We start from the raw sequence: 21,988 nt of genomic DNA, 5'->3' as shown, positions 1-21,988 counted from the left end.
CCTCGTTCCTTCGGCGGTCGGCGGGAAGTGCTCAGGCTAGCGCATTGCGTGCCGCAGGAAGCGCCAATGCGGTCCACAACGCGTACATCGCCGGCGACGGGTGCAGGCCGTCGCCGGCCAGCATGTTGGCTTCACGGCCATGGGCCCGGCTGAGCGGGGTGATGTCGACGAAGGCCGCCCCGCGTGCCTGGCACAGCGCACGCGCGGCGGCGTTGAAGGCATCGATCTGCGCGGAAGTGGCCGCGCCGTCGCGCTGCTGGGCAATGGCGAACGGGGTCAGGCCCCAGTCGGGGATCGACAGCACCAGCACGCGCGCGGGGCGATTTCCGGCGAACCCGATCGCCCGCTCCAGCAGCGCGGCGAACTGCGCGCGATATTGATCGACATTGCGCCCGCGATACTGGTCATTGACGCCGATGCCCAGGCTGACCAGCGCGTAGTCGCCAGCCGGCGCGGCCGCGTCGATGCCGGCGGCCAGTTCCTCGCTGGTCCAGCCGGTGGTGGCGATGATTTGCGGCGACTGCAGCGCGATGCCCTGGGCGCGCAGCGCCTGGACCAGCTGCACCGGCCAGCGTCCGGCCTGCGGCACGCCTTCGCCGATGGTGTAGGAATCGCCCAGCGCCAGGTAGCGCAGGCCGTCGCCGTGCACCGGTCAGGCCGCGGCCGGGCGCGACCTGGGCTTGAGCGAGACGACCTTGGTGTTGGCCTCGGCCCGGCGCGCCAGGGCGCGGTCGATGCGGGCGAACACCTCGCGCATCGACACCGCGTCGGGCAGCAGGGTCACCCGGAAGTGGTTGCGGTAAGGCACGTTGAAGCTCGAGCCGGGCACGACCAGCACGCCTTCGTCTTCCATCAGTTCCAGTGCGAACTGGTAATCGTCAAAGCCCCTGGCGGCATCGCCGACCACCGCCGGGAAGGCGTACAGCGCACCGGCCGGGGCGCACAGCGCCAGGTGCTCGCTGGCGGCGCAGGCCTCGATCACTGCGCGGCGGGTTTCGTACAGGCGACCGTCGGCGGCGCACAGGGCGCTGATGGTGTCAGGACCGTTGAGCGCGGCTTCCACCGCGTACTGGCCGGGCACGTTGGCGCACAGGCGCAGCGCGCCCAGCAGGTCCATGGCGTGCTGCAGCGGGGTGATCAGCTCGGCGCTGCCGGACAGCAGCGCCCAGCCCACGCGCCAGCCGCAGGCCCGGTGCACCTTGGACAGCCCGGAGAAGGTGATGCACGGCACCTCGCCAGCCAGCGGTGCGAGCGGCTCGAAGGTGGCGCCGTCGTACAGGACCTGGTCGTAGATCTCATCGACCAGCAGCAGCAGGCGATGCTTGGCCGCGATCGCCACGATGCGCCTGAGCAGTTCGCGCGGATAGGTGGCGCCGGTGGGATTGTTCGGGTTGATCAGGACGATGGCGCGGGTGCGGCTGGAGACCAGGGTTTCCATCTCCGACGGATCTGGCAGGAAGCCGTTGCTGGCGCTGCACTGGTAGTACACCGGACGGCCGTCGTTGAGGATGGTCGCCGCCGACCACAGCGGGTAGTCGGGCGAAGGCACCAGCACTTCGTCGCCGGGATTGAGCAGGGCGCGCAGCGACAGGTCGATCAGTTCGGACACGCCGTTGCCGATGAACACCCGGTCCGGATGCGCATCGGGCGTATTGCGCGCGGCGTACCAGGCGGCCACCGCTTCGCGCGCGGCCGGCAGGCCCTGCTGGTGGGTGTAGGGATCGGTGCGGCCCATGTCGTCGGCGATCGCGCGCTGCAGGTGCTCGGGCGCGCGGAAGCCGAACGCGCCGGGGTTGCCGATGTTGAGCTTGATCAGCTTGCGGCCCTGGGCCTCCAGCTCGCGCGCTCGCCGGGCCAGCTCGCCGCGGATTTCGTAGCGGACTTCCGAGAGGCGTTCACGGACGGCAAGCGGCTTGCTGGGAGCGGAGGACATGGCGGCACGGGAAAGGGGTTGAAAAAACCGCCCCAGCATACGCCTGATGACCTGTCTTTTCGTGCAGACGTTGCAGCGGAAACCATCGCCCACGCGGCTTGCCAGGCCGAAAACCCGTCCGCCCGGTAGCGACCCGTAGAATCGCGGCCATGACCGATCAAGCCCCCGACTACGCCGCCCTGCGGGCCATTGGCTGGCCCTGGCCCGGCGCGCCGGAGGATGCCGCCTGGCAGGCGCTGTGCGCGGCCCATCCGCAGGCCGTTCCGGCCCGGGTCAGCGAGCAGCACCGCTCCGGTTACGTGGTGGCGCGCGGGCCTGAGGATGCGCTGCGCCCGGAGTCGCTGCCGGAATGGCAACGGCCGCGGTTTCCCGCCCACGCGCGTCCAGCGGTGGGCGACTGGGTGCTGGTGGAGGAGGGCAAGCGGATCGTGGCCCTGCTGCCGCGGCACACCGCGATCAAGCGCGCCGCCGCCGGCGAGCACTACCACCAGCAGGTGATCGCGGCCAACGTCGATACCGTGTTCATCGTCTGCGGCCTGGATGCGGACTTCAATCCGCGCCGGATCGAGCGCTACCTGATGCTGGTCGGCGGCGGTGGCGGGCAACCGGAGGCTCCGCAACCGGTGGTGGTGCTGACCAAGGCCGACCGGACCGAGTACGCCGATGATGCGCTGGAGGTGCTGGCCGACCTGGCCGCGCAGGACATCCCGCTGCGCACGGTCAACGCCAAGGATCCTGCCAGCGTGGCGCAGCTGCACGGCTGGCTCGGTCCCGGTCGCACCGTGGTCCTGGTCGGCTCCTCCGGTGCGGGCAAGTCCACGCTGACCAACACGCTGCTGGGCGTGCAGAAGATGAAGACCAACACGGTGCGCGAGAACGATTCGCGCGGCCGCCACACCACCACCTATCGCGCGCTGATCCCGCTGCCGTCCGGCGCCTGCCTGATCGACACGCCCGGCATGCGCGAGCTCAAGCCCACCGGCGAGGAAGACCTGGCCGAAGGCGGCTTCGCCGACATCCAGGCGCTGACCGCGCAGTGCCGCTTCCGCGACTGCGCCCACCAGGGCGAACCAGGCTGCGCGGTGCAGGCGGCCATTCAAGCCGGCGAGCTCGACCCCGCCCGCCTGGCCAACTACATGAAGCTGCAGGATGAGGTGGCCGCCGCCGCGGCCAAGCTGGCCAGGCGCGTGGCCGAGAACGCCGGCAAGGGCCCGGGGCGGCGGCCGGCCGGCCGCCCGGGACGGCGCTGACACTGCGCTTGGCGTCTGTCAGCGCTCCGAATGCCCCGGCTGGTCATGGTCGCGCGGATGGAACAGGTCCGGCCGGATCAGCGCGATGAAGGCCCGTGCCTGCGGCGACAGGTATTTGCCCTTGCGCACCACCACCCCGTAACTGCGCGAAGGGAAATACGCACTGAGCGAGCGCGCGGCCAGGCGGCCGCGGTCGGCATCGCCCAGGCAGATCGAGCTGACGATCGACAGGCCCATGCCCATGGCCACGTACTGCTTGATCACCTCCCAGCCGCCCACTTCCAGGGCCACTGTGTAAGGCACGCGCGCCTGCTGGAAGGTCAGATCCACCAGCCGATAGGTGATCTGCCGGCGCGGCGGCAGGATCAGCCCGTAGGGGGAAATGTCTTCCAGGGTGACCCTGGATTTGCTGGCCAAAGGATGGTCGTGCGGGGTGATCAGCATGGGCTCGAAGCGGTATACCGGCTCGTAGCTCAGGTCGGCCGGCACATCGAGCATCGAGCCGACCGCCAGATCCACCGCGTCCTCGCGCAGCAGGTCGGTGCCGTCGGCGCTGATCGCGTTGTGCAGGGTCAGGCGCACGTCCGGATGCGCGCGACGGAACGCGTCCACGATCCGCGGCAACAGGTACAGGATGGTCGAACTGTTGGCGGCGACGTTCAGTTCGCCCGCATCCAGGCCGCTGACCTTGTCCTTGAAGCTTGCCGCCAGCCCGTCCACCCCCTCGACCAGCGGCTGGGCCATCTCGAACAGCAGCTGACCTTCGCGGGTGGGCGACAGGCGCCGCCCGCTGCGCTCGAACAGGTGCGCGCCGTATTCGCGCTCCAGCGCCTGCAGCTGCAGCGAGATGGCCGGCTGGCTGACGAACAGGGCCTCGGCCGCGCGCGAAACCGAGCCCAGGCGCACCACCTGGCAGAACGCGCGCAGCGGCTTGAGCCGGTCGGATTTGTAGGAAAAACGCGGGCTTGGCGGGGCGGTCACAGGATTGTTCCCAAAGCTATAAGTTGTTCTTATGCATCAGATTGATAAAACTCAGTTGTCAAATAGTACTCCCGGGAGCACGGTGACGGCCCAGTCCACACGACAGGAATCCGCCATGTCCGCACCTGCCCATGCCTTGCCACCGCGTGATCCGGCCATCGCCGGGGCCACGCCGGGGCTGGCGCTGACCCGCCAGGACCCCGGCCAGGACGCGCTGCTGCCGCCGGCCCTGCTGGCGCTGCTGGTGAGCCTGCACCGGGCCATCGAGCCGGGCCGCCAGGCGCGGCTGGCCCAGCGCCAGCTCCGCCAGGCCGAGTTCGACAGCGGCGCCCTGCCGGACTTCCGCACCGACACCGCCGCCGTGCGCGAAGGCGACTGGACCGTCGCACCGATCCCGGCCGCATTGCTGGACCGCCGGGTGGAGATCACCGGCCCGACCGATCCGAAGATGGTGATCAATGCGCTCAACTCCGGCGCCAAGGTGTTCATGGCCGATTTCGAGGATTCGACCTCGCCGACCTGGAGCAACCTGCTGACCGGCCAGCGCGCGCTGATCGGCGCGGTCGCCGGCGACCTGCAGTTCGCAGCGCCAGCCACGGGCGGCAAGCCCGGCAAGCACTACACGCTGAAGCCATATGAACAACAGGCCGTGCTGATCGTGCGTCCGCGCGGCTGGCACCTGGACGAGAAGCACGTGCTCATCGATGGCGCGCCGATCGCCGCCGGCTTGTTCGACGTGGCGGTGTTCGCCTTCCACAACGCGCGCACGCTGCAGGCCAGGGATCGCGGCCCGTACTTCTACCTGCCCAAACTGCAGTCGATGGAAGAGGCCGCGCTGTGGGAGTCGGCGCTGTCGCATATCGAGGCGGTGCTGGGCCTGGCGCAGGGGCAGATGAAGGTGACCGTGCTGATCGAGACGCTGCCGGCGGTGTTCGAGATGCACGAGATCCTGCATGCGCTGCGCAGCCGCATCGTCGGCCTGAACTGCGGCCGCTGGGACTACATCTTTTCCTACATCAAGACCTTGCGCGCCCATCCGGACCGGGTGCTGCCCGAGCGCGGCCAGGTCACCATGACCCAGCCGTTCCTGAAGGCCTATTCGGAGCTGCTGATCCAGACCTGCCACCGGCGCGGCGCCCATGCGATGGGCGGCATGGCCGCGCAGATCCCGATCAACGACGACCCGGTCGCCAACGAACAGGCCATGGCCCGGGTGCGCGCCGACAAGCTGCGCGAGGTGAGCGCCGGCCACGACGGCACCTGGGTCGCGCACCCGGCGCTGATCCCGGTGGCGATGCAGATCTTCGACGAGCACATGCCGCAGCCCAACCAGCACGCGGTCACCCGCGCCGATGTGCACGTGAGCCGCGACGACCTGATCCGGCCCTCGCAGGGCACGATCAGCCGCGCCGGATTTGAAGGCAACGTCGAGGTCTGCGTGCGCTATCTGGCGGCATGGCTGGACGGCAACGGCTGCGTGCCCATTCACTGGCTGATGGAAGACGCGGCCACCGCGGAAATCTCGCGCGCCCAGCTGTGGCAATGGCTGCACACCGAGGGCCTGCACCTGGACGACGGCACCGCGATCGACGAGGCACTGCTGCAGGCCACGCTCACGCGGCTGCCTGCGCTGCTGGGCAACACCACGGCCATGCCCGGGGCGAGCAAGGTCGACCAGGCCATCGCCCTGCTGGATGAACTTTCGCGCAGCCAGACGCTGGCCGAGTTTCTCACCCTGCCGGCGTACGCATTGATCGACTGATCCAATTCCGTCGTTCCCGCGCAGGCGGGAACCCAGTGTCTTCCATCACGACTTAGTGGTCCGAACGAGAGTCGCTGGATTCCCGCCTTCGCGGGAATGACGACAAAGCGACACCTACAAGATCAAGACCGCTTTCCCCAGGCGGCCACGGGCCGCTGCACCCTTCAAACACCCATGCGCCACACGAGGACGCCACCATGAGCAAGCTGCGCACCGCCGACCAGATCCAGAAGGAGTGGGACACCGATCCGCGCTGGAAGGGCATCACCCGCAACTACACCGCCGCCGATGTGGTGCGCCTGCGCGGCACCATCCCGGTTGAGCACTCCCTCGCCAGGCTCGGTGCCCAGAAGCTGTGGACGTCGCTGCACAGCCAGGACTTCGTCAACGCCCTGGGCGCGCTGACCGGCAACCAGGCCATGCAGCAGGTCAAGGCCGGACTGAAGGCGATCTACCTGTCCGGCTGGCAGGTCGCCGCCGATGCCAACCTGGCCGGGCAGATGTATCCGGACCAGTCGCTGTATCCGGCCGACTCGGTGCCGGCGGTGGTCAAGCGCATCAACAACACCCTGCTGCGCGCCGACCAGCTGCAGCATGCGGAAAGAGAACCAGGATGCAGCGATGACAGCATCGACTTCCTGCAGCCGATCGTGGCCGATGCCGAGGCCGGTTTCGGCGGCGTGCTCAATGCCTTCGAGCTGATGAAGGCGATGATCGAGGCCGGCGCGGCCGGGGTGCACTTCGAGGACCAGCTGGCCTCGGTGAAAAAGTGCGGCCACATGGGCGGCAAGGTGCTGGTGCCCACCCGCGAGGCGGTGGAGAAGTTGAACGCCGCGCGCCTGGCCGCCGACGTCATGGGCGTGCCGACCCTGCTGATCGCGCGCACCGATGCCGAAGCCGCCGACCTTCTGACCAGCGACGTGGATCCCAACGATGCGCCGTTCACCACCGGCGAGCGCACCGTCGAAGGCTTCTACAAGACCCGCAAGGGCCTGGACCAGGCGATCAGCCGCGGCCTGGCCTACGCGCCCTATGCCGACCTGATCTGGTGCGAGACTGGCAAGCCGGACCTGGAGTTTGCCAGGGCCTTTGCCGATGCGATCCATGCCAGGTTCCCCGGTAAGCTGCTGGCCTACAACTGCTCGCCCAGCTTCAACTGGAGCAAGCACCTGGACGAGGCGACCATCGCCAGGTTCCAGAAGGAAATCGCAGGCTACGGCTACAAGTTCCAGTTCATCACCCTGGCCGGTTTCCATGCGCTGAACTACTCCATGTTCAACCTGGCCTATGGTTATGCGCGCGAGCAGATGAAGGCCTTCGTGGAGCTGCAGGAAGCCGAGTTCGCCGCCGCACCCAAGGGCTTCACCGCGGTCAAGCACCAGCGCGAAGTGGGCACCGGCTACTTCGATGCGGTCACCCAGGCGATCCAGCAGAACCAGTCCTCGACCACCGCCCTGACCGGCTCGACCGAAGAGGAACAGTTCACCACCCGGGCGGCCTGAAGCAGGGCGCGCCGGTTGCCTGCCGGCGGCGCGATCCACCCGCCGGCGGCGCGGCCCTCGCCGCTCAGGCGGCGTGGGCGGTGCTGCCCGGTTCCATGCGCCGGTAGCCCAGCGCTTCGCTCAGATGCACGGTGGCAATGTCCGCGGCGCCGGCCAGGTCGGCGATCGTGCGCGCCACCCGCAGCGTGCGTTGCATGGCCCGCGCCGACATTTGCAGCTTGTCGATTGCCCGTTCCAGCAGCGCCTGGTCCTGGGCGGACAGCCGACAGCAGGCAAAGGTCTGGGCGTGGCCCAACCGGGCGTTGAGCAGGCCGCTGCGTGCCAGCTGGCGCTGGCGCGCCGCTTCCACCCGCGCGCGCACCACGGCGCTGGGTTCACCTGCCGGCGCATCGCCACGCAGGTCCTGCGGCGGCACCCGCGGGACCTCGACCTGCAGGTCGATCCGGTCCAGCAGCGGCCCGGAAATCCGGTTGCGGTAGCGCGCCACCGCCTGCGCGCTGCAGTGGCAGCGCCCGCTGGCATCGCCGGCCCAGCCGCACGGGCAGGGATTCATCGCCGCCACCAGCTGGAAGCGCGCCGGGAATTCCGAGCTGCGCGCCGCGCGCGACACGACCACCGTGCCCGACTCCAGCGGCTCGCGCAAAACCTCCAGCGCGCGACGGTCCCATTCGGTCAGTTCATCGAGGAACAGCACCCCGTTGTGCGCCAGCGAAATCTCGCCGGGCCGTGGCTGCGAACCGCCACCGACCAGGGCCACCGCGCTGGCGGTGTGATGCGGCGCGCGGAATGGCCGCTGGCGCCAGCGGCTCGGGTCCAGGCCGCGTCCGCTGACCGAGGCGACGGCGGCGCTTTCCAAGGCCTCGGCTTCGCTGGCCAGCGGCAGGATGCCGGGCAGGCGCGAAGCCAGCAGGGTCTTGCCGCAGCCGGGACTTCCGACGAACAGCAGATGGTGGCCGCCGGCCGCGGCCACTTCCAGCGCGCGGCGTGCATGCAGCTGGCCACGCACGTCGGCCAGGTCGGGCATCGGCGCCTCGGCCGCGTCGCTGGCCTGTGCCGGCGTGGCCGGCCTGCTGCCGGAGAGCATCGCGCAGACCTCCAGCAAGGTGCGTGCGGTGCAGGCACCGCCGTCGCGCACCAGGGCCGCTTCGCCACCGTTGGCCAGCGGCACCACCAGTCGGCGGTCGTGGCGTGCGGCGGCCAGCACCGCCGGCAGCACCCCGTCGACCGGGCGCAGCTCGCCGGTCAGGCCCAGTTCGCCCAGGAATTCCCATTCGGCCAGCACCTGCCGGTCGATCTGGCCGCTGGCCGCCAGGATGCCCAGGGCGATCGGCAAGTCGAAGCGCCCGCCGTCCTTGGGCAGGTCGGCCGGGGCCAGGTTGACGGTGATGCGGCGGGCGGGGAACTCGAACTGCGCGCACAGGATGGCCGCGCGCACGCGGTCGCGGCTCTCTCGCACCGCCGCTTCGGGCAGGCCGACGATCTGGGTCGCGGGCAGGCCGCCGGACAGGTGCACTTCCACCTGGACACCCGGGGCATGCACGCCGGCGCGCGCACGGCTGTGCACCAGGGCAAGACTCATGGGACGCTCCTTGTCCGCCGTCGGGAGGCAGAAGCTAGCAGTCTGTCGGACTTTGGTCGGCCGGGCTGCGAATCCGCCTGTGCGGTCCATCTTTCCGCCGCTTCTTGGCCCATAGCACCACGATGGGCCGGCGAACCGTCGAAAATCTGACCTCGCACAGCCGAATTCTCGCCTCGACCACCAAAGCCCGACAGGCTGCTAGCTGCGCGGGGTGATGCGCGATTCCAGCGCGGCCAGCTCGCGTTCCAGCGCCTCGAGCTTCTCGCGGGTGCGCAGCAGCACCGCGCGCTGGACCTCGAATTCCTCGCGGGTCACCAGGTCCAGCCGCGACAGGCCCGACTGCAGCGCGCCCTTGAAGGTGCGCTGCAGGTCCTCGCGCGATTCGCGCAGCCCCGGCGGGACCAGCTCACTGAGCCGGCGCGCCAGCTCGTCGATGGGGTTCAGGTCGATCATGGGCAGTTCTCCGGTTGCTGAAGGCCAGGCTCGCACGCAGGGTCGGGGCGCGGCCATCGGCCAGTGCCGCACCGGCGCATCGGAAAACTCCGATGTGCCCCAGATGTGCAGGTCGGACTTCATTGGACAGGATCGGGCCGGCCGCGGGCAATGGCTGCGGCCGGCGCATGCGCCTGGGCTTTCAGGTCCTGCGACCGGCCTCTTGCAGCCGCACCGCTCCGACCGCGACATGCGTGCCTGCCGTCTGCCCCCCAGCCGGTGCTGACAGCGCGCCCGGGCCTCAGGGCGCGTGCCAGCCATCCACCGCGGCCCGGCCCAGCGCCGGGTCGTCGGTGAACAAGCCATCGATGCCGGCATCCAGGAAGGCGCGCATCTCGGCGATGCTGCCGGCCTCGTGGCGGGTGGTCGGCGCCTCGCCCTGGCGCTTGTCGCCGGGCAGGAAATAGTTCTCCGGACGGAAGGTGTAGGGCATGACCTTCAGGCCGGCGGCATGGGCATCGCCGACCAGGGACGAAGGCGTGCCCAGGTGCTGCTGCGCATCCAGGGCAATGATGCTGCGCAGGTTGGGCCCCAGGATCTGCGCGTAGCTCGCCACCTCACCCAGGCCGGCCGGCGTCAGCATGTCCGCGTAGGTCAGGGTGCCGCCGGCGGCCAGCACATCGCCGGGGCTTTCGTCCGGCGCGCCGATCAGTTGCAGCAGCTGGATGTTGCGATGGCCGCTGTCCAGCAGTGCATGCAGCTGCCTGAGGTTGGAGATTTCGAAGGACTGGATCACCACCGGCGCGCTGCGCGTGTAGGCGTGGGCCTGCAGCGTGGCCAGCACCTTGGCCTCCATCGCCTGGCCGCGCTGCTGGAAGTAGCTCGGATGCTTGATCTCGGGGATGAGGCCGATCACCCGGCCGCGCGCGGCCGCTTCGGCGGCGGTGAAGTCGATGATCTCCTCCAGGGTCACGATCTGGAATTGGCCGTCGAAGGCGGTGCCACGCAACTGCGGCAACCGCTCGCGGGCGCGCAGGGTCTTCAGCTCGGCCAGGGTGAAGTCTTCGCTGAACCAGCCGGTGATCGTCTGTCCGTCGATGGTCCGGGTGGCCTTGCGCGAGGCGAATTGCGGATGCGCGGCCACATCGGTGGTGCCGCCGATCTCGTTCTCGTGGCGCGAAATCAGCACGCCGTCCCTGGTCGGGACCAGGTCCGGTTCGATGAAATCGGCGCCGTCGGCGATCGCCTTGGCATAGGAGGCCAGGGTGTGCTCGGGCCGCAGGGCGCTGGCGCCGCGATGGCCGATCACCAGCGCCCTGTCGGCCGGCAGCGGAGCCAGCGCCTGGGCCGAGGTGGTGGAAGAAAACAACGCGCCCATGCAGGCGGCCAGGAACAAGGTCGAACGGATCATGCAGGTCTCCCCAAGGCCAGCGCCATCGGTCGATGGATGGCGGTGATGACCTTGCAGCCTGGCCCATGGCGGTGGCAAGGCCATGACATCGCCGGGGTGGCGCTGGGCGATGCAACCTGCACAAGCGCGGCGCGGCCTGGTTCAGGCAGGCGCAGGTCAGGTTTCGCCCAGTGCCCTGGCCACGAACGGCGGCGACACCAGCAGCCCGGTGTGCAGCGGTGCGGTGTAGTACAGGGTGTCAAAGCCCTTGGCGAGCGCATCTGCCTGGCGGAAGGCGAAATCGGCAGCGGCGTCCTTGGCGGCGATGGTCACGCTCCACCAGCCGGTCGGATAGCACGGCTGCGGGAACGGCAGGGTCTTGAACGCCTTGAAGCCGGCCTTGCCCATTTCCGCGCGCATGTCGCGGATCAGCTCCAGCAGGGCCAGCGGCGATTCGGACTGCTGCACCAGCAGGCCGTCGGGCTTGAGCGCCCTGAAGCAGCTTTCGAAGAACGCCTTGTTGAACAGGCCTTCGGCCGGGCCGACCGGATCGGTCGAATCGACGATCACCACATCCACGCTCCCGGCCGGGCAGTTGGCCATGTAGGCCAGGCCGTCGTCGAACAGCAGCTCGGCGCGCGCATCGTCGTTGGATTGGCACAGTTCCGGGAAATACTTCTCGGCCATGCGCGTGACCTGCTCGTCGATGTCGCACTGGGTGGCGCTTTCAACGCCCGGGTGCTTGAGCACCTCGCGCAGCGTGCCGCAGTCGCCGCCGCCGATGATCACCACCCGCCTGGGGTCGGGGTGGGTGAACAGCACCGGATGACTGATCATCTCGTGATAGAAGAAGTTGTCGCGGCTGGTCAGCATCATCGCCCCGTCGATCACCATCAGCTTGCCCCAGTCGGTGCTGTCATAGATCTCGATCTTCTGGAACGGCGATTGCACCTGATCCAGCTTGCCCTTCAGGCGGAAGCCGATGGCCGAGCCGGTGGGCTGGAAGTGTTCGATGAACCAGGCGTCGGTGGCGGTCATGGGCGTGTTCCTGAGTGGGCGGGTGTTGACCCTTCTCCCCTTGGGAGAAGCGCCTGTCCCGGCGGAAGCGGGGATGCCCCGGCGGGGGCGGACGAGGGTTCGGGCGCAGCTGCCAGGCTGTTGAAGCGACATCGCAGCTTCGCCTCGTCCCCCATTCCAACCCCTCTCCCGACAGGAGGGGGGCTCGACGGGGCGCGCATTGTAACCAAGCCCATCTCTCCCGGAAGTTACAATCCGCGGCCATTTTCCCTATAGACAGGGCTTGATCCCGATGAGCGAGTGGTCCATCGACCAGGCACGCAAGACCTACTCGATCCCGCACTGGGCCGACGGGTACTTCGACGTGGACGCGGCCGGGCGCATCATCGTGCGCCCGCAGGGCCAGGGCGGGCCGGTGGTGGCGTTGCCCGAGGTGGTCGATGCCGCGCGCGCCAACGGCGCCCGGCTGCCGATGCTGGTGCGCTTTCCGGACATCCTGGGCCAGCGCCTGGGCAAGTTGCAGGCCGCCTTCGCCCAGGCGCAGGCCGACTGGGACTACGCCGGCGGCTATACGGCCGTGTATCCGATCAAGGTCAACCAGCACCGCGGGGTGGCCGGCACCCTGGCCAGCCATCACGGCGAGGGGTTCGGCCTGGAAGCGGGCAGCAAGCCGGAGCTGATGGCGGTGCTGGCGCTGTCGCGCCCGGGCGGATTGATCGTCTGCAACGGCTACAAGGACCGCGAATACATCCGCCTGGCGTTGATCGGCCGCAAGCTGGGGCTTGAGACCTTCATCGTCATCGAAAAACCCTCCGAGCTGAAGCTGGTGCTGGAAGAAGCCCGCGCGCTGGAGGTCAAACCCGGTCTGGGCGTGCGCATGCGCCTGGCTTCGCTGGGCGCGGGCAAGTGGCAGAACAGCGGCGGCGACAAGGCCAAGTTCGGCCTGTCCCCGCGCCAGGTGCTGGACCTGTGGAAGGCGCTGCGCGATACCGAATTCGCCGATGCCTTGAGCCTGCTGCATTTCCACATGGGCTCGCAGATCTCCAACGTGCGCGACATCGCCAACGGCATGCGCGAGGCGGTGCGCTACTTCGTCGAGCTCTCGCGCCTGGGCGCGAAGATCAGCCATGTCGATGTCGGCGGCGGCCTGGGCATCGACTACGAAGGCACCCGCTCGCGCAGCTACTTCTCGATCAATTACGGGCTCAACGCCTACGCCGGCAACATCGTCCAGCCGCTGGCCGATGCCTGCGCCCAGCATGGTTTGCGTCCGCCGCGCATCGTCACCGAGTGCGGCCGGGCCATGACCGCCCACCACGCGGTGCTGATCGCCAACGTGGCCGAAGTGGAGCAGGCGCCCGAGGGACGCGTGCCCGACGCACACCAGGACGAGCCGGCCGCGGTGCGCCACCTGCGCCAGATTCATGAGGAGCTGGACGAGCGCCCGGCGGTGGAATTGTTCCAGGAAGCCCAGCATTTCCACGCCGAAGGCTTGAGCGCCTACGCGCTGGGCCAGATCGACCTCACCGCAAGGGCGCGCATCGACGACCTGTTCTACGCCATCGCCCACGGCGTGCGTGCGCGCCTGAGCCATGAGGAAAAGAGCCACCGCCCGATCCTGGACGAGCTAAACGACCGGCTGGTGGACAAGTACTTCGTCAACTTCAGCGTGTTCGAGTCGATCCCGGACGTGTGGGCGATCGACCAGGTGTTTCCGATCGTGCCGATCGAGCGCCTCGACGAGCGTCCGCAGCGGCGCGGCATCATCTGCGACATGACCTGCGACTCGGACGGCATGGTCAAGACCTACGTCGAGAACGAGAGCCTGGACAGCTCGTTGCCGCTGCACGCGCTCAACGCCGGCGAGCGCTACCGGATCGGTTTCTTCCTGGTCGGCGCCTACCAGGAAATCCTCGGCGACATCCACAACCTGTTCGGTGATACCGACGCGGTGGAAGTGCGCTGCGAAGGCGGTTCGACCCGCATCACCCAGCAGCGCCGCGGCGACACCACCGATGTGATGCTGGACTACGTGGGCTACGCGCTGGCCGACCTGCGCGCGGCCTATGCCCGGCGCGTGGCCGAGGCCAACCTGTCGCCCGAACGCGCGCAGGAACTGTCCGCGGCGCTGGAAGCCGGCCTGACCGGTTACACCTACCTGAGCGACGAGCCACTGGGGTAAGGGGGGTTGCTTGGTGATCCGCCCGCGCATACGATGTGTATGAACTCTTGTGAGCATACACATGCGTACCAATATCGTCATCGATGATGACCTCATGCGCGAAGCGCTTGAGGCAACTGGGCTCAAGACCAAGCGCGAGGCGGTGGAGCTTGGCCTGCGGACCCTGCTCCAACTGAGGCGGCAGCAGCAGATCAAGACCCTGCGTGGCAAGATCGACTGGCAGGGCGACCTGGAAAGGATGAGGACCGACAAGTGATCCTGGTCGACTCCAGCGTATGGATCGATTACCTGCGCGGGGTGGAGACCAGACAGACTGACCGGCTGCACGGCCTGCTCGGCGTGGAACCGCTGGCCGTGGGCGATCTGATCCTGACCGAAGTGCTGCAGGGCACCGGCACCGAAAGGGATTTCAACGAAGTCCTGCGGCTGCTCGATCGTCTGGACCTGGTGTCACTGGGCGGCCATGGCGTCGCCATCCAGGCGGCTCGCAACTTCCGCGTATTGCGCGAAAAGGGAATCACCGTTCGCAAGACCGTCGATTGCATCATCGCCACGCGCTGCATCATGGATGATCTGACGCTGTTGCACAGCGATCGGGATTTCGCTCCCTTCGTCGCGCACCTGGGCTTGAAGTCAACGTTCGAATGAGGCCTGACCGGATGGGAGGTACGTTACCCGCCAAATCCTTCCGTTGGCGCGCCAAGGCGTCGCACAGCCCGGGCCGTTATGGCGCCGCCTCGCTGTTGGCGGCGTCGGTGCTGCATCACGCGCTGGAGCGGCCGTTCCTGGCCCTGCGCGGGCGCTTGCTGGCTGCGCAGGCAGCAGGGCCGCCGTTGACCGGGCGCGCCTGATCGCAGGTCGCGGCAGCGGTGTGGCGAAGTGGAGGGTGCATCGGTCACGTTCCGGCCGCGCGCGGATGTGACAGCCTGATCGGCCACTGCCGCAAAGGTCTGCCGATCAGTCCGGGATTGCAGGCGGACCGTCCTGGAGGTCGAGTCCGGTGTCGCGCATCAGCCGCCGGTAGGTCGGGCCGGGCTGCCAGGCGAGCCGGCCATTGCCACGTTCGATGATGGGCAGTTGCAGTACTTCGTACACCGGCTGCCAGGACTGCTGGCCGTCGCTGCCGCGTACCCGCAGGCGCAGCGCGGGATTGGGCAGGTAGTGGCCGTTGCGGGTGCGCAGCCACAGCCTGCGCGCCGGCTGGTAGGCGCTGTCGACCTCGGCCCGGGCCAGCACCGCGTTGAAGTAGGTGCGCTTGCGGCGCTGCGCGGGCCACACCGCATCGGGGAAGTGCTCGATGTTGCGCATCAGATAGGCCGCGTCAAACCCATGCAGGCGGCGCACATCGTGTTTGGGCAAGTTGTAGAGCAGCGAGCCCAGCGTCTTCAGGCCGGTCAGCATCAGCTGCAGCAGCAGGTATTCCCCCTGCTGCCGATACAGCCGCAGCAGCCGGCCGTCCACTTCCACATCGAGCATGGGGGCGGCCACGCGCTGCCAGATTTCGCCGAACGCGCCGCCGGCGTAGTCGGCATCGCGTGCGGCGCGGGCCAGGGCGAAGGATTGCGCGGTGTGGCCGAACGGATCGCGCAGCTCCAGGTCGGCGCCGCGGTCCAGCAAGGTGTCCACCAGCGCCACGTTGCCGGCCTCGGCCGCCAGCATCAGCGGCGTGGCCCCGGTCACGGTGAGGTGGTCGACGCCGTACTGGTCGCAGTGCTGCAGGATCGGCTTGACGTTCTTCTTCTCGTAGCCGGAGGTATGGCGTGCGGCCAGGTTCGCGCGGGCCTGCTTCAGGCGCGCATGGTCGAAGTGCAGCGCGTGGAAGGGATCTTCCAGCAGCAGCCCGCGCATGCCCGGCCACGCCAGTTCGGTGTGCAGGGCCACCAGGTGGCCATCCAGGAAGTGCCACAGCGCCATGTCCGCCAGCAGCTGGCGCGGCTTGTTGGACACCTCGCGCGGATCGTAGGCGCGCTCGATGCTGGCCTGCAGCAGCGCCGCGTCCCACACCGGCCAGGGGACGGTGCGGGTCTTGAGCACCGACTGGCGGATCGCATCGGCCTGCTCTTGCTTGCCCTGCAAGGCCAGCCGGTGTGCTTCGCGCTCCCAATCCTCACGACTGGACTGGCTTGCGGGCACCTCGAGCTTGTCGTTGCGCTGGTGGATGCCAAGCAGTTGCAGCAGCGGATGGGTCAGATCGCTTTCGACCAGGTACAGGCGCTCCACCGCCCGGGTCATCGCCACGTACAGCGCATTGACGTAGAACTTCCACAACTCCAGCGAGCGGTCCTGCTTGTCCTTGGCGCGGCGGTAGTCCAGATCCTCGCGCGCCAGGTCCTGCGCGCTGACGCCTTCGCAGATCTCGGCGTAGGCCCGGCGCTGCCCGGAGACGAATCGGTAGAGGATGATGTTGGGATATTCCAGCCCCTTGGCCTCGTGCACCGAGAACACCAGCGGGGTGTGGAACACGGTGCGCGCCTGGGCCTTGTCCTCGTCGCGCAACACCAGCACGGCGAACTGGGTGGAGCCGCGTGTGCGCGCGTCCAGGTCGCGATTGACCGCCTCCTGGTCGGGCAGCAGGCGCACTTGGCCATCGCTGTCGCTGGCCGCGCGCACCAGGTGGTTGCTTTCGCGGTCGATGGAGCCGAAGCGGGCGTGCTTGATCTTGAGCAGGGCATTGGCCGCGGCGGTGATGGCCCGGGTGTTGCGATAGTTGACGCTCAGCACCGACAGGCGCTGGCGCTCGGCCAGCTCGGGGCTGCGCCAGAACAGGCTCTTGACCGCGGCCCACGAAAAGAAGTTCGGATGCACGATCTGGTTGGAATCGCCGCACAGCAGGAACTGTCCGGCGCTGCGCAGCGTGGCCAGGACCAGGGCCAGCTGGGCATTGGTCAGGTCCTGGACCTCGTCGACCACCACGAAGTCGTATTGCGGCTGGGCCAGGGGCTGCCAGGCATGGGCGACCAGGTTGCTGTCGTACAGGCCGCTGTCGGCCAGCCACTGCCGGTACTTGTCGAACAGCGCATGGATGGCCTGGCGCTGGTCGGGTTCGAAGATCGACTGGCGCGGTCCCAGGGCCAGATAGGCGTCGCGGTCGAGCACCCCTTCGGGCTGGCTGCCGATCACGCCGCGGAACTCCTCGAAGCACGGGTGCGCGTCGGTGAAGCGGTATTGCTGGCGGTGCCGTTCAAACCATGCGCGGAAATCGGCAAAGGTCACCTCCCGCCCGGCCGGGACCCGCAGGGTTTCCAGGAATTCGCGATAGGACAGGAACTGGACCTGCTGGTCGTCGTTCTGGTAGCCGTGCGCGTCGTAGAGCGCGCGGGCGTTCTGCGCCAGCCATGGCGACTGGGTGATGTACAGCACCTCGCCGCTGCACTGGCGCAGCTTCTCCAGGGTCAGCGCGGTCTTGCCGGACCCGGCCGAGCCAACCAGGATCAGCGGCGGCGGCATCCAGTAGACCGCCTCCTGTGCATCGTCGAAGGAGATCGGCTTGTCCAGCAGGTGGAACTCGCCCCGCCCCGGGTGCAGGTAGCGCACCGGCTCGGCGGTCCGTGCCACCTGCTCGGGGGTGGCATCCTCGATTCGCGAGGGGTCCACGTGCGCGCCGCGCAGGAAGCGCGACTTCTCATAGGCATGATGGGGCACGATCTCCAGGGCCAGGCACGCGGTGCGGTCGCCGTGGCGCACGAACTGCAGCAGCAGCCGGCTGGCATCGTCCAGCCGGGCGCGGTAATAGGGCGTGGGCGCGAGCTTCTTCAGGTCCACGCTGCGGAAATCGTTGCGCTCGATCGCCTGCACGACCTTGTCGTACTTGGCCTGGAATTTCCCGGGCAGCAGCCCGCTGTAGCGGAGCACCTGCATGGCGCGTCAGCCGCGCGCGACCTGGAACCCGGCAAAGGACTGGGTCACCGGCATGATCTCCAGCCGATTGATGTTCAGGTGCGCCGGCAGGGTGGCCACGTAGAAGATCTGCTCGGCGATGTCTTCGCTGGTCATCGGGTGGGCGTCGCCGTAGAGCGCATCCGATGCCGCCTGGTTGCCGCCGGTGCGCACCAGGGTGAACTCGGTTTGCGCCATGCCCGGTTCGATCGAGGTCACCCGCACGCCGGTGCCGTGCAGGTCGCTGCGCAGGCCCAGCGAGAACTGCTTGACGAACGCCTTGGTGCCGCCGTACACGTTGCCGCCGGTGTAGGGATAGGTGGCCGCCACCGAGCTGATGTTGATCACCGCGCCCTTGCGCGCAATCAACGTGGGCAGCACGCGGCGGGTCAGGGTGACCAGCGCGGTGATGTTGGTGTCGATCATCTGCTGCCACTGGGCCAGGTCGGCCTGCTGGGCCGGGGCGGTGCCCAGGGCCAGGCCGGCGTTGTTGACCAGCAGGTCGATCCCGGCGAAGTCGGCCGGCAGCGCATCGATGGCCGCGTTCAGCGCATCGCCGTCGCGGATGTCGAAGGCGGCGGTGTGGACCGCCTCGCTGCCGAACTCGTCAACGAACGGCGCCAGGCGCTCGGCGCGGCGGCCGGTGGCGATGACTTTCCAGCCGGCGGCGGCGAACCTGCGCACGGCGGCGGCGCCGAAACCGGAGGTGGCACCGGTGATCAGGGCGGTCTTGCTCATGGGGACTCCTGGATGGGCAGCGGGGGAAGGGGACGGCGCCGGTGCACGGCGGCACCGGCCAGGGCGCCGAGCGCGGCAGCCAGCAGCTGCAGGCCCAGGCCCGGCACATTGCCGGCCACCACCGAGGCGGCGGTCACGGACAGGGGGCGCTGCGGCATGGCGCCGTGGGCGATCTGCACCAGCAGCGCCAGCGCCATCAGCTGCAGCAACAACACCAGCGCCACGCCGATCGGCAGGAAGCGTCGGCCGCCGATCCAGCCGCCCAGCAACAGGCTGATCGCCAGCACCACGCAGGTCGCCGGCTGGATGAAGCCGTTGCCGTGCGCGGTGAAGGCCTGCAGTCGCGCCGGCAGCAGGCGTGCGGCGAGCAATCCCGGCGCAAAATCCAGCACGAACGCCACCGCCGCCGCCAGGATCAGGCGCTGCCGCGGGCTTGCCGGACCGATCACCGCGCCTTGATCGCCATGGCGGGCAGGCCGCCGCTGGCGAGCTTCTGCTTGGCCTCGGCCAGCTCGCCGGCGGTGCGATAGGGGCCCATGCGCACGCGATAGACGGTCTTGCCGCCCGAATCGCCGGACTCGACCCGGGCGCTCAGCCCCAGCATCGCAATCCTGGCCTTGACCGCCTCGGCGTCGCCGGAGGCGCTGAAGCTGCCGGCCTGCAGGAGGTAGTTCACGTCACCGGCGGCGCTGGCCACGGCATTGGAAGCGGCCGCGGCCGCCACGCTGGTCGGCGCAGGCGTGGCCGACGGGGTCTTGGTCATCTCGTCCAGCGCGGTGGGCTGCTGGCCGGCCAGGGCGGCGGCATCGGGATTGGCGGCCGGATTGGCGGCCGCATCCCTGGCGGCCTCGGCCTGCGCGGCGGCGGCTTCCCTGGCCTTGCGCGCTTGCTCGGCGCGCGCGCTGGCGGCCAGCTCGGCATCGGACATCTGCACTTCGCGGCCTGGCAGCAGCGTGTAGAAGTCGTACTGGGTCGGTTTTTCCGGCGCGGGCTCGCGGGCCGTGGCCGCAGGGGTGGCCGGTGTCGACGCGTCGCCGGCGGCCGGTGCGTCGTCGTCATCGCTGGCCACCGGCGCGGGGCGCGCATCGGGGTTGGGCCTGGGCCGCAGGAAGTTGTCGCCGTCCTTCTTCATCAGGTCCGGCACGATGAAGAACGCCGCCGCGCCCAGCACCAGGCCTGCGATCAGCCACACCCAGCCGGGCGTGCCGTTGCTGGTCGTGCGCCTGGCCTGTGATTTCCCGCGTCGTGCCGGCATCTGTCTACTGATCTCGTCGAAGTCGTCGTTACATGCGCTCGGGCGCGCCAATGCCCAGCAGGTCAAGTGCGTTGGCCAGGACCTGGCGCACGGCCATCGCCAGCGCCAGGCGCGCGTTGCGCGCATCGGCATCCTCGATGAGGATCGGTTCGCCGTCGTACCAAGCCTGGAAAGCATAGGCCAGTTCGCGCAGGTATTGGGCGATGGCGTGGGGCTCCAGCGCCAGGCCGGCCGCCTCGACCACTTCCGGATAGCGCGACAGCTCCACCATCAAGGTCAGTGAGGCCTCATCGGTCAGGGTCGGCAGCGCAGCGATGCCGGCGGCCTGGTCATAGGCCGCAAAGCCCTTCTCGGTGACCCGGCGCAGCAGGCTGCACACGCGCGCATGGGCGTACTGCACGTAGAAGACCGGGTTGTCCTTGCTCTGCTCGCGGGCCAGGTCGATGTCGAAGGTCAGCTGCGAATCGGGCTTGCGCGCGATCAGGAACCAGCGCGTGGCATCGGCGCCGGCTTCCTCGATCAGCTCGCGCAGGGTCAGGTAGCTGCCGGCGCGCTTGGAGAGCTTCACTTCCTCGCCGCCGCGCATCACCGTGACCATCTGGTGCAACACGTACTCGGGCCAGCCCTTGGGGATGCCGACATCCAGTGCCTGCAGGCCGGCGCGCACCCGCGCCAGCGAGCCGTGATGGTCCGCCCCCAGCTCGGTGATCGCGCGCTGGTAGCCGCGCTGCCACTTGGACAGGTGGTAGGCCACGTCCGGGACGAAGTAGGTGTAGGTGCCGTCGGACTTGCGCATCACCCGGTCCTTGTCGTCGCCGTAGTCGGTGGACTTCAGCCACAGCGCGCCGTCCTGCTCGTAGGTGTGGCCGGACCTGATCAGCAGCTCGACGGTCTCGGCGACCTTGCCGCTGGCATACAGCGAGCTTTCCAGGAAATAGACGTCGAATCCCACCCCGAACGCGGCCAGGTCGGCGTTCTGTTCGCGGCGCAGATAGGCCACCGAGAACCGGCGGATCGCGTCCAGGTCCTCGATGTCCCCGGCCGCGGTGACGGTGTGGCCTTCGACCTCCACGCACTCGCCGCGCCGGTAGGCGTCGGCCACCTCGATGATGTAGTCGCCGTTGTAGGCGGTCTGCGGCCACTGCGCGTCGCCGGGCTTGAGGCCGTGCAGGCGGGCAAAGGTGGAGCGGGCCAGGTTCTCGATCTGCACGCCGGCGTCGTTGTAATAGAACTCGCGGCGGGTGTTCCAGCCATTGGCCGCCAGCACCCGCACCAGGCAGTCGCCGATCACCGCCGCCCGTCCATGGCCCACGTGCAGCGGCCCGGTCGGGTTGGCCGACACGTATTCCACACCCACGGTCCGGCCGGCGCCGGAGGCGTTGCGGCCGTAACTGGCGCCCTGGGTGAGCGCGGTGACCACCTCGCGCTGGTAGGCGGCATTGGCCAGATGAAAGTTGATGAAGCCCGGGCCTGCGATCTCGACCCTGGCGATGTCGGTGCTGGCTGGCAGCGCCTGGACCAGCGCCTGGGCCAGGGCACGCGGATTGCTGCGCGCCGGCTTGGCCAGCAGCATCGCCGCATTGGTGGCGAAGTCGCCGTGTTCGCGCGTCTTGGGACGCTCGACGGTGAAGTCCGGGGTGGCGGCCGCGGCCGGCAGGGTGCCGGCCTGGCGCAGGGCGTCGATGCCCTGGGCGATGAGGGCGCGGAGGTCGGATTTCACGTGGACAGGTCTGCCTGGAGCCGGGAAACGCAGGATTTTAACCGACCCGGGCAGGCGGCGGCCCTGGCGGGGCAGGAGCCGGGACTCGGCAGAGCCGGGACTCGGGAAAGCCGGGACCCGGGACTCGGGACCCGGGACCCGCGAGAGCCGGGACCCGGGACTCGGGACCCGGGACCCGGGAGAGCCAGGGGCCAGGGGCCAGGGGCCAGGGGCCAGGGGCCAGGGGCCAGGACCCCAAGATCGATGGCGGGGCTAGCTCCTGCTCTTGATCCTTCCGGGTCCCGGGACCCGGAGAGCCAAGGCCAGGGCCAGGGCCAGGGCCAGGGCCCCAAGATCGATGGCGGGGCTAGCTCCTGCTCTTGATCTTTCCG

At 68.9% G+C, this 21,988-nt stretch carries 19 protein-coding genes; 7 read left to right on the top strand and 12 right to left on the bottom strand.

Features of this window, described 5'->3' with window-relative positions; translation table 11 throughout:
• Positions 1-31: 31 nt before the first annotated feature.
• Positions 32-649: an SGNH/GDSL hydrolase family protein gene (locus DSC_RS14775; protein WP_014162007.1), complete on the bottom strand. Its 618-nt coding sequence runs from the start codon at positions 647-649 to the stop codon at positions 32-34.
• A gap of 3 nt (positions 650-652) precedes the next feature.
• The gene (locus tag DSC_RS14770) at positions 653-1,933 is read right to left on the bottom strand and encodes a pyridoxal phosphate-dependent aminotransferase (protein WP_043290754.1); all 1,281 of its coding nucleotides are present in this window, start codon (positions 1,931-1,933) and stop codon (positions 653-655) included.
• Between the two features lie 149 nt (positions 1,934-2,082).
• Here DSC_RS14770 and rsgA point away from each other — a divergent pair, with 149 nt between their 5' ends.
• On the top strand, positions 2,083-3,183 hold the full coding sequence (rsgA, locus tag DSC_RS14765; protein ID WP_014162005.1) for a ribosome small subunit-dependent GTPase A: 1,101 nt from the start codon (positions 2,083-2,085) through the stop codon (positions 3,181-3,183).
• A gap of 18 nt (positions 3,184-3,201) precedes the next feature.
• Here rsgA and DSC_RS14760 read toward each other — a convergent pair whose 3' ends face one another.
• The gene (locus DSC_RS14760) at positions 3,202-4,164 is read right to left on the bottom strand and encodes a LysR family transcriptional regulator (RefSeq protein ID WP_014162004.1); all 963 of its coding nucleotides are present in this window, start codon (positions 4,162-4,164) and stop codon (positions 3,202-3,204) included.
• Positions 4,165-4,279: 115 nt separating this feature from the next.
• Here DSC_RS14760 and aceB point away from each other — a divergent pair, with 115 nt between their 5' ends.
• The gene (gene aceB / locus DSC_RS14755; protein ID WP_014162003.1) at positions 4,280-5,926 is read left to right on the top strand and encodes a malate synthase A; all 1,647 of its coding nucleotides are present in this window, start codon (positions 4,280-4,282) and stop codon (positions 5,924-5,926) included.
• 197 nt (positions 5,927-6,123) lie between these two features.
• A complete protein-coding gene (gene aceA / locus DSC_RS14750) occupies positions 6,124-7,428 on the top strand; it encodes an isocitrate lyase (RefSeq protein WP_014162002.1) in 1,305 nt (434 codons plus the stop codon).
• 64 nt (positions 7,429-7,492) lie between these two features.
• Here the strand turns inward: aceA and DSC_RS14745 are convergent, their stop codons facing one another.
• From DSC_RS14745 to speE, 4 genes are all read right to left on the bottom strand, one after another.
• Entirely contained in the window at positions 7,493-9,007 is a 1,515-nt protein-coding gene (locus DSC_RS14745) for a YifB family Mg chelatase-like AAA ATPase (RefSeq protein ID WP_014162001.1), read from the bottom strand.
• A 198-nt stretch (positions 9,008-9,205) separates the two neighbouring features.
• Positions 9,206-9,460 carry a ubiquinone biosynthesis accessory factor UbiK gene (gene ubiK, locus DSC_RS14740; protein ID WP_014162000.1) on the bottom strand — a complete coding sequence of 85 codons (255 nt, stop codon included), beginning with the start codon at positions 9,458-9,460 and terminating at the stop codon, positions 9,206-9,208.
• Between the two features lie 280 nt (positions 9,461-9,740).
• On the bottom strand, positions 9,741-10,850 hold the full coding sequence (locus DSC_RS14735) for a glycerophosphodiester phosphodiesterase (RefSeq protein WP_014161999.1): 1,110 nt from the start codon (positions 10,848-10,850) through the stop codon (positions 9,741-9,743).
• 156 nt (positions 10,851-11,006) lie between these two features.
• Complete coding sequence (gene speE, locus DSC_RS14730; protein ID WP_014161998.1) at positions 11,007-11,867, bottom strand: polyamine aminopropyltransferase; 861 nt, start codon at positions 11,865-11,867, stop codon at positions 11,007-11,009.
• A gap of 271 nt (positions 11,868-12,138) precedes the next feature.
• Between speE and speA the strand changes: the two genes are divergently transcribed.
• The 4 genes from speA (at position 12,139) to DSC_RS14710 (ending at position 14,879) form a co-directional block, all read left to right on the top strand.
• Complete coding sequence (gene speA, locus DSC_RS14725) at positions 12,139-14,028, top strand: arginine decarboxylase (protein ID WP_014161997.1); 1,890 nt, start codon at positions 12,139-12,141, stop codon at positions 14,026-14,028.
• A 61-nt stretch (positions 14,029-14,089) separates the two neighbouring features.
• Complete coding sequence (locus DSC_RS14720) at positions 14,090-14,284, top strand: type II toxin-antitoxin system VapB family antitoxin (protein ID WP_014161996.1); 195 nt, start codon at positions 14,090-14,092, stop codon at positions 14,282-14,284.
• Positions 14,281-14,676: a type II toxin-antitoxin system VapC family toxin gene (gene vapC / locus DSC_RS14715; RefSeq protein WP_014161995.1), complete on the top strand. Its 396-nt coding sequence runs from the start codon at positions 14,281-14,283 to the stop codon at positions 14,674-14,676. The genes DSC_RS14720 and vapC overlap by 4 nt, the downstream gene beginning before the upstream one ends.
• 11 nt (positions 14,677-14,687) lie before the next feature.
• Positions 14,688-14,879, top strand: coding sequence for a hypothetical protein (locus DSC_RS14710; protein WP_014161994.1), 192 nt, complete (start codon positions 14,688-14,690; stop codon positions 14,877-14,879).
• Between the two features lie 106 nt (positions 14,880-14,985).
• On the opposite strand, the gene DSC_RS14705 is transcribed toward DSC_RS14710, so the two are convergent.
• The 5 genes from DSC_RS14705 to argS are packed head-to-tail and all read right to left on the bottom strand — an operon-like array spanning position 14,986 to position 21,617.
• Positions 14,986-17,886, bottom strand: a complete 2,901-nt coding sequence (locus tag DSC_RS14705) for a hypothetical protein (protein WP_014161993.1) — start codon at positions 17,884-17,886, stop codon at positions 14,986-14,988.
• A 6-nt stretch (positions 17,887-17,892) separates the two neighbouring features.
• Complete coding sequence (locus tag DSC_RS14700) at positions 17,893-18,642, bottom strand: SDR family NAD(P)-dependent oxidoreductase (protein WP_014161992.1); 750 nt, start codon at positions 18,640-18,642, stop codon at positions 17,893-17,895.
• Positions 18,639-19,091 (bottom strand): hypothetical protein, encoded by a 453-nt coding sequence (locus tag DSC_RS14695; protein ID WP_014161991.1) that lies wholly within the window; start codon positions 19,089-19,091, stop codon positions 18,639-18,641. Before DSC_RS14695 ends, DSC_RS14700 begins: the two co-directional genes overlap by 4 nt.
• Entirely contained in the window at positions 19,088-19,897 is an 810-nt protein-coding gene (locus DSC_RS14690; protein ID WP_014161990.1) for an SPOR domain-containing protein, read from the bottom strand. The genes DSC_RS14695 and DSC_RS14690 overlap by 4 nt, the downstream gene beginning before the upstream one ends.
• Before the next feature lie 28 nt (positions 19,898-19,925).
• Positions 19,926-21,617, bottom strand: a complete 1,692-nt coding sequence (gene argS / locus DSC_RS14685) for an arginine--tRNA ligase (RefSeq protein ID WP_014161989.1) — start codon at positions 21,615-21,617, stop codon at positions 19,926-19,928.
• Positions 21,618-21,988: the final 371 nt, after the last annotated feature.

Source organism: Pseudoxanthomonas spadix BD-a59, from assembly GCF_000233915.3.
GTDB lineage: Bacteria > Pseudomonadota > Gammaproteobacteria > Xanthomonadales > Xanthomonadaceae > Pseudoxanthomonas_A > Pseudoxanthomonas_A spadix.
This window is presented reverse-complemented; position numbering and strand designations above follow the sequence as displayed.

What these genes read in the sequence shown, in the direction of transcription:
- DSC_RS14770 (WP_043290754.1), bottom strand. Translation starts at nt 1,933, where the DNA reads ATGTCCTCCGCTCCCAGCAAGCCGCTTGCCGTCCGTGAACGCCTCTCG.
- rsgA (WP_014162005.1), top strand. Translation starts at nt 2,083, where the DNA reads ATGACCGATCAAGCCCCCGACTACGCCGCCCTGCGGGCCATTGGCTGG.
- aceB (WP_014162003.1), top strand. Translation starts at nt 4,280, where the DNA reads ATGTCCGCACCTGCCCATGCCTTGCCACCGCGTGATCCGGCCATCGCC.
- aceA (WP_014162002.1), top strand. Translation starts at nt 6,124, where the DNA reads ATGAGCAAGCTGCGCACCGCCGACCAGATCCAGAAGGAGTGGGACACC.
- DSC_RS14745 (WP_014162001.1), bottom strand. Translation starts at nt 9,007, where the DNA reads ATGAGTCTTGCCCTGGTGCACAGCCGTGCGCGCGCCGGCGTGCATGCC.
- ubiK (WP_014162000.1), bottom strand. Translation starts at nt 9,460, where the DNA reads ATGATCGACCTGAACCCCATCGACGAGCTGGCGCGCCGGCTCAGTGAG.
- DSC_RS14735 (WP_014161999.1), bottom strand. Translation starts at nt 10,850, where the DNA reads ATGATCCGTTCGACCTTGTTCCTGGCCGCCTGCATGGGCGCGTTGTTT.
- speE (WP_014161998.1), bottom strand. Translation starts at nt 11,867, where the DNA reads ATGACCGCCACCGACGCCTGGTTCATCGAACACTTCCAGCCCACCGGC.
- speA (WP_014161997.1), top strand. Translation starts at nt 12,139, where the DNA reads ATGAGCGAGTGGTCCATCGACCAGGCACGCAAGACCTACTCGATCCCG.
- DSC_RS14720 (WP_014161996.1), top strand. Translation starts at nt 14,090, where the DNA reads ATGCGTACCAATATCGTCATCGATGATGACCTCATGCGCGAAGCGCTT.
- DSC_RS14710 (WP_014161994.1), top strand. Translation starts at nt 14,688, where the DNA reads ATGGGAGGTACGTTACCCGCCAAATCCTTCCGTTGGCGCGCCAAGGCG.
- DSC_RS14705 (WP_014161993.1), bottom strand. Translation starts at nt 17,886, where the DNA reads ATGCAGGTGCTCCGCTACAGCGGGCTGCTGCCCGGGAAATTCCAGGCC.
- DSC_RS14700 (WP_014161992.1), bottom strand. Translation starts at nt 18,642, where the DNA reads ATGAGCAAGACCGCCCTGATCACCGGTGCCACCTCCGGTTTCGGCGCC.
- DSC_RS14690 (WP_014161990.1), bottom strand. Translation starts at nt 19,897, where the DNA reads ATGCCGGCACGACGCGGGAAATCACAGGCCAGGCGCACGACCAGCAAC.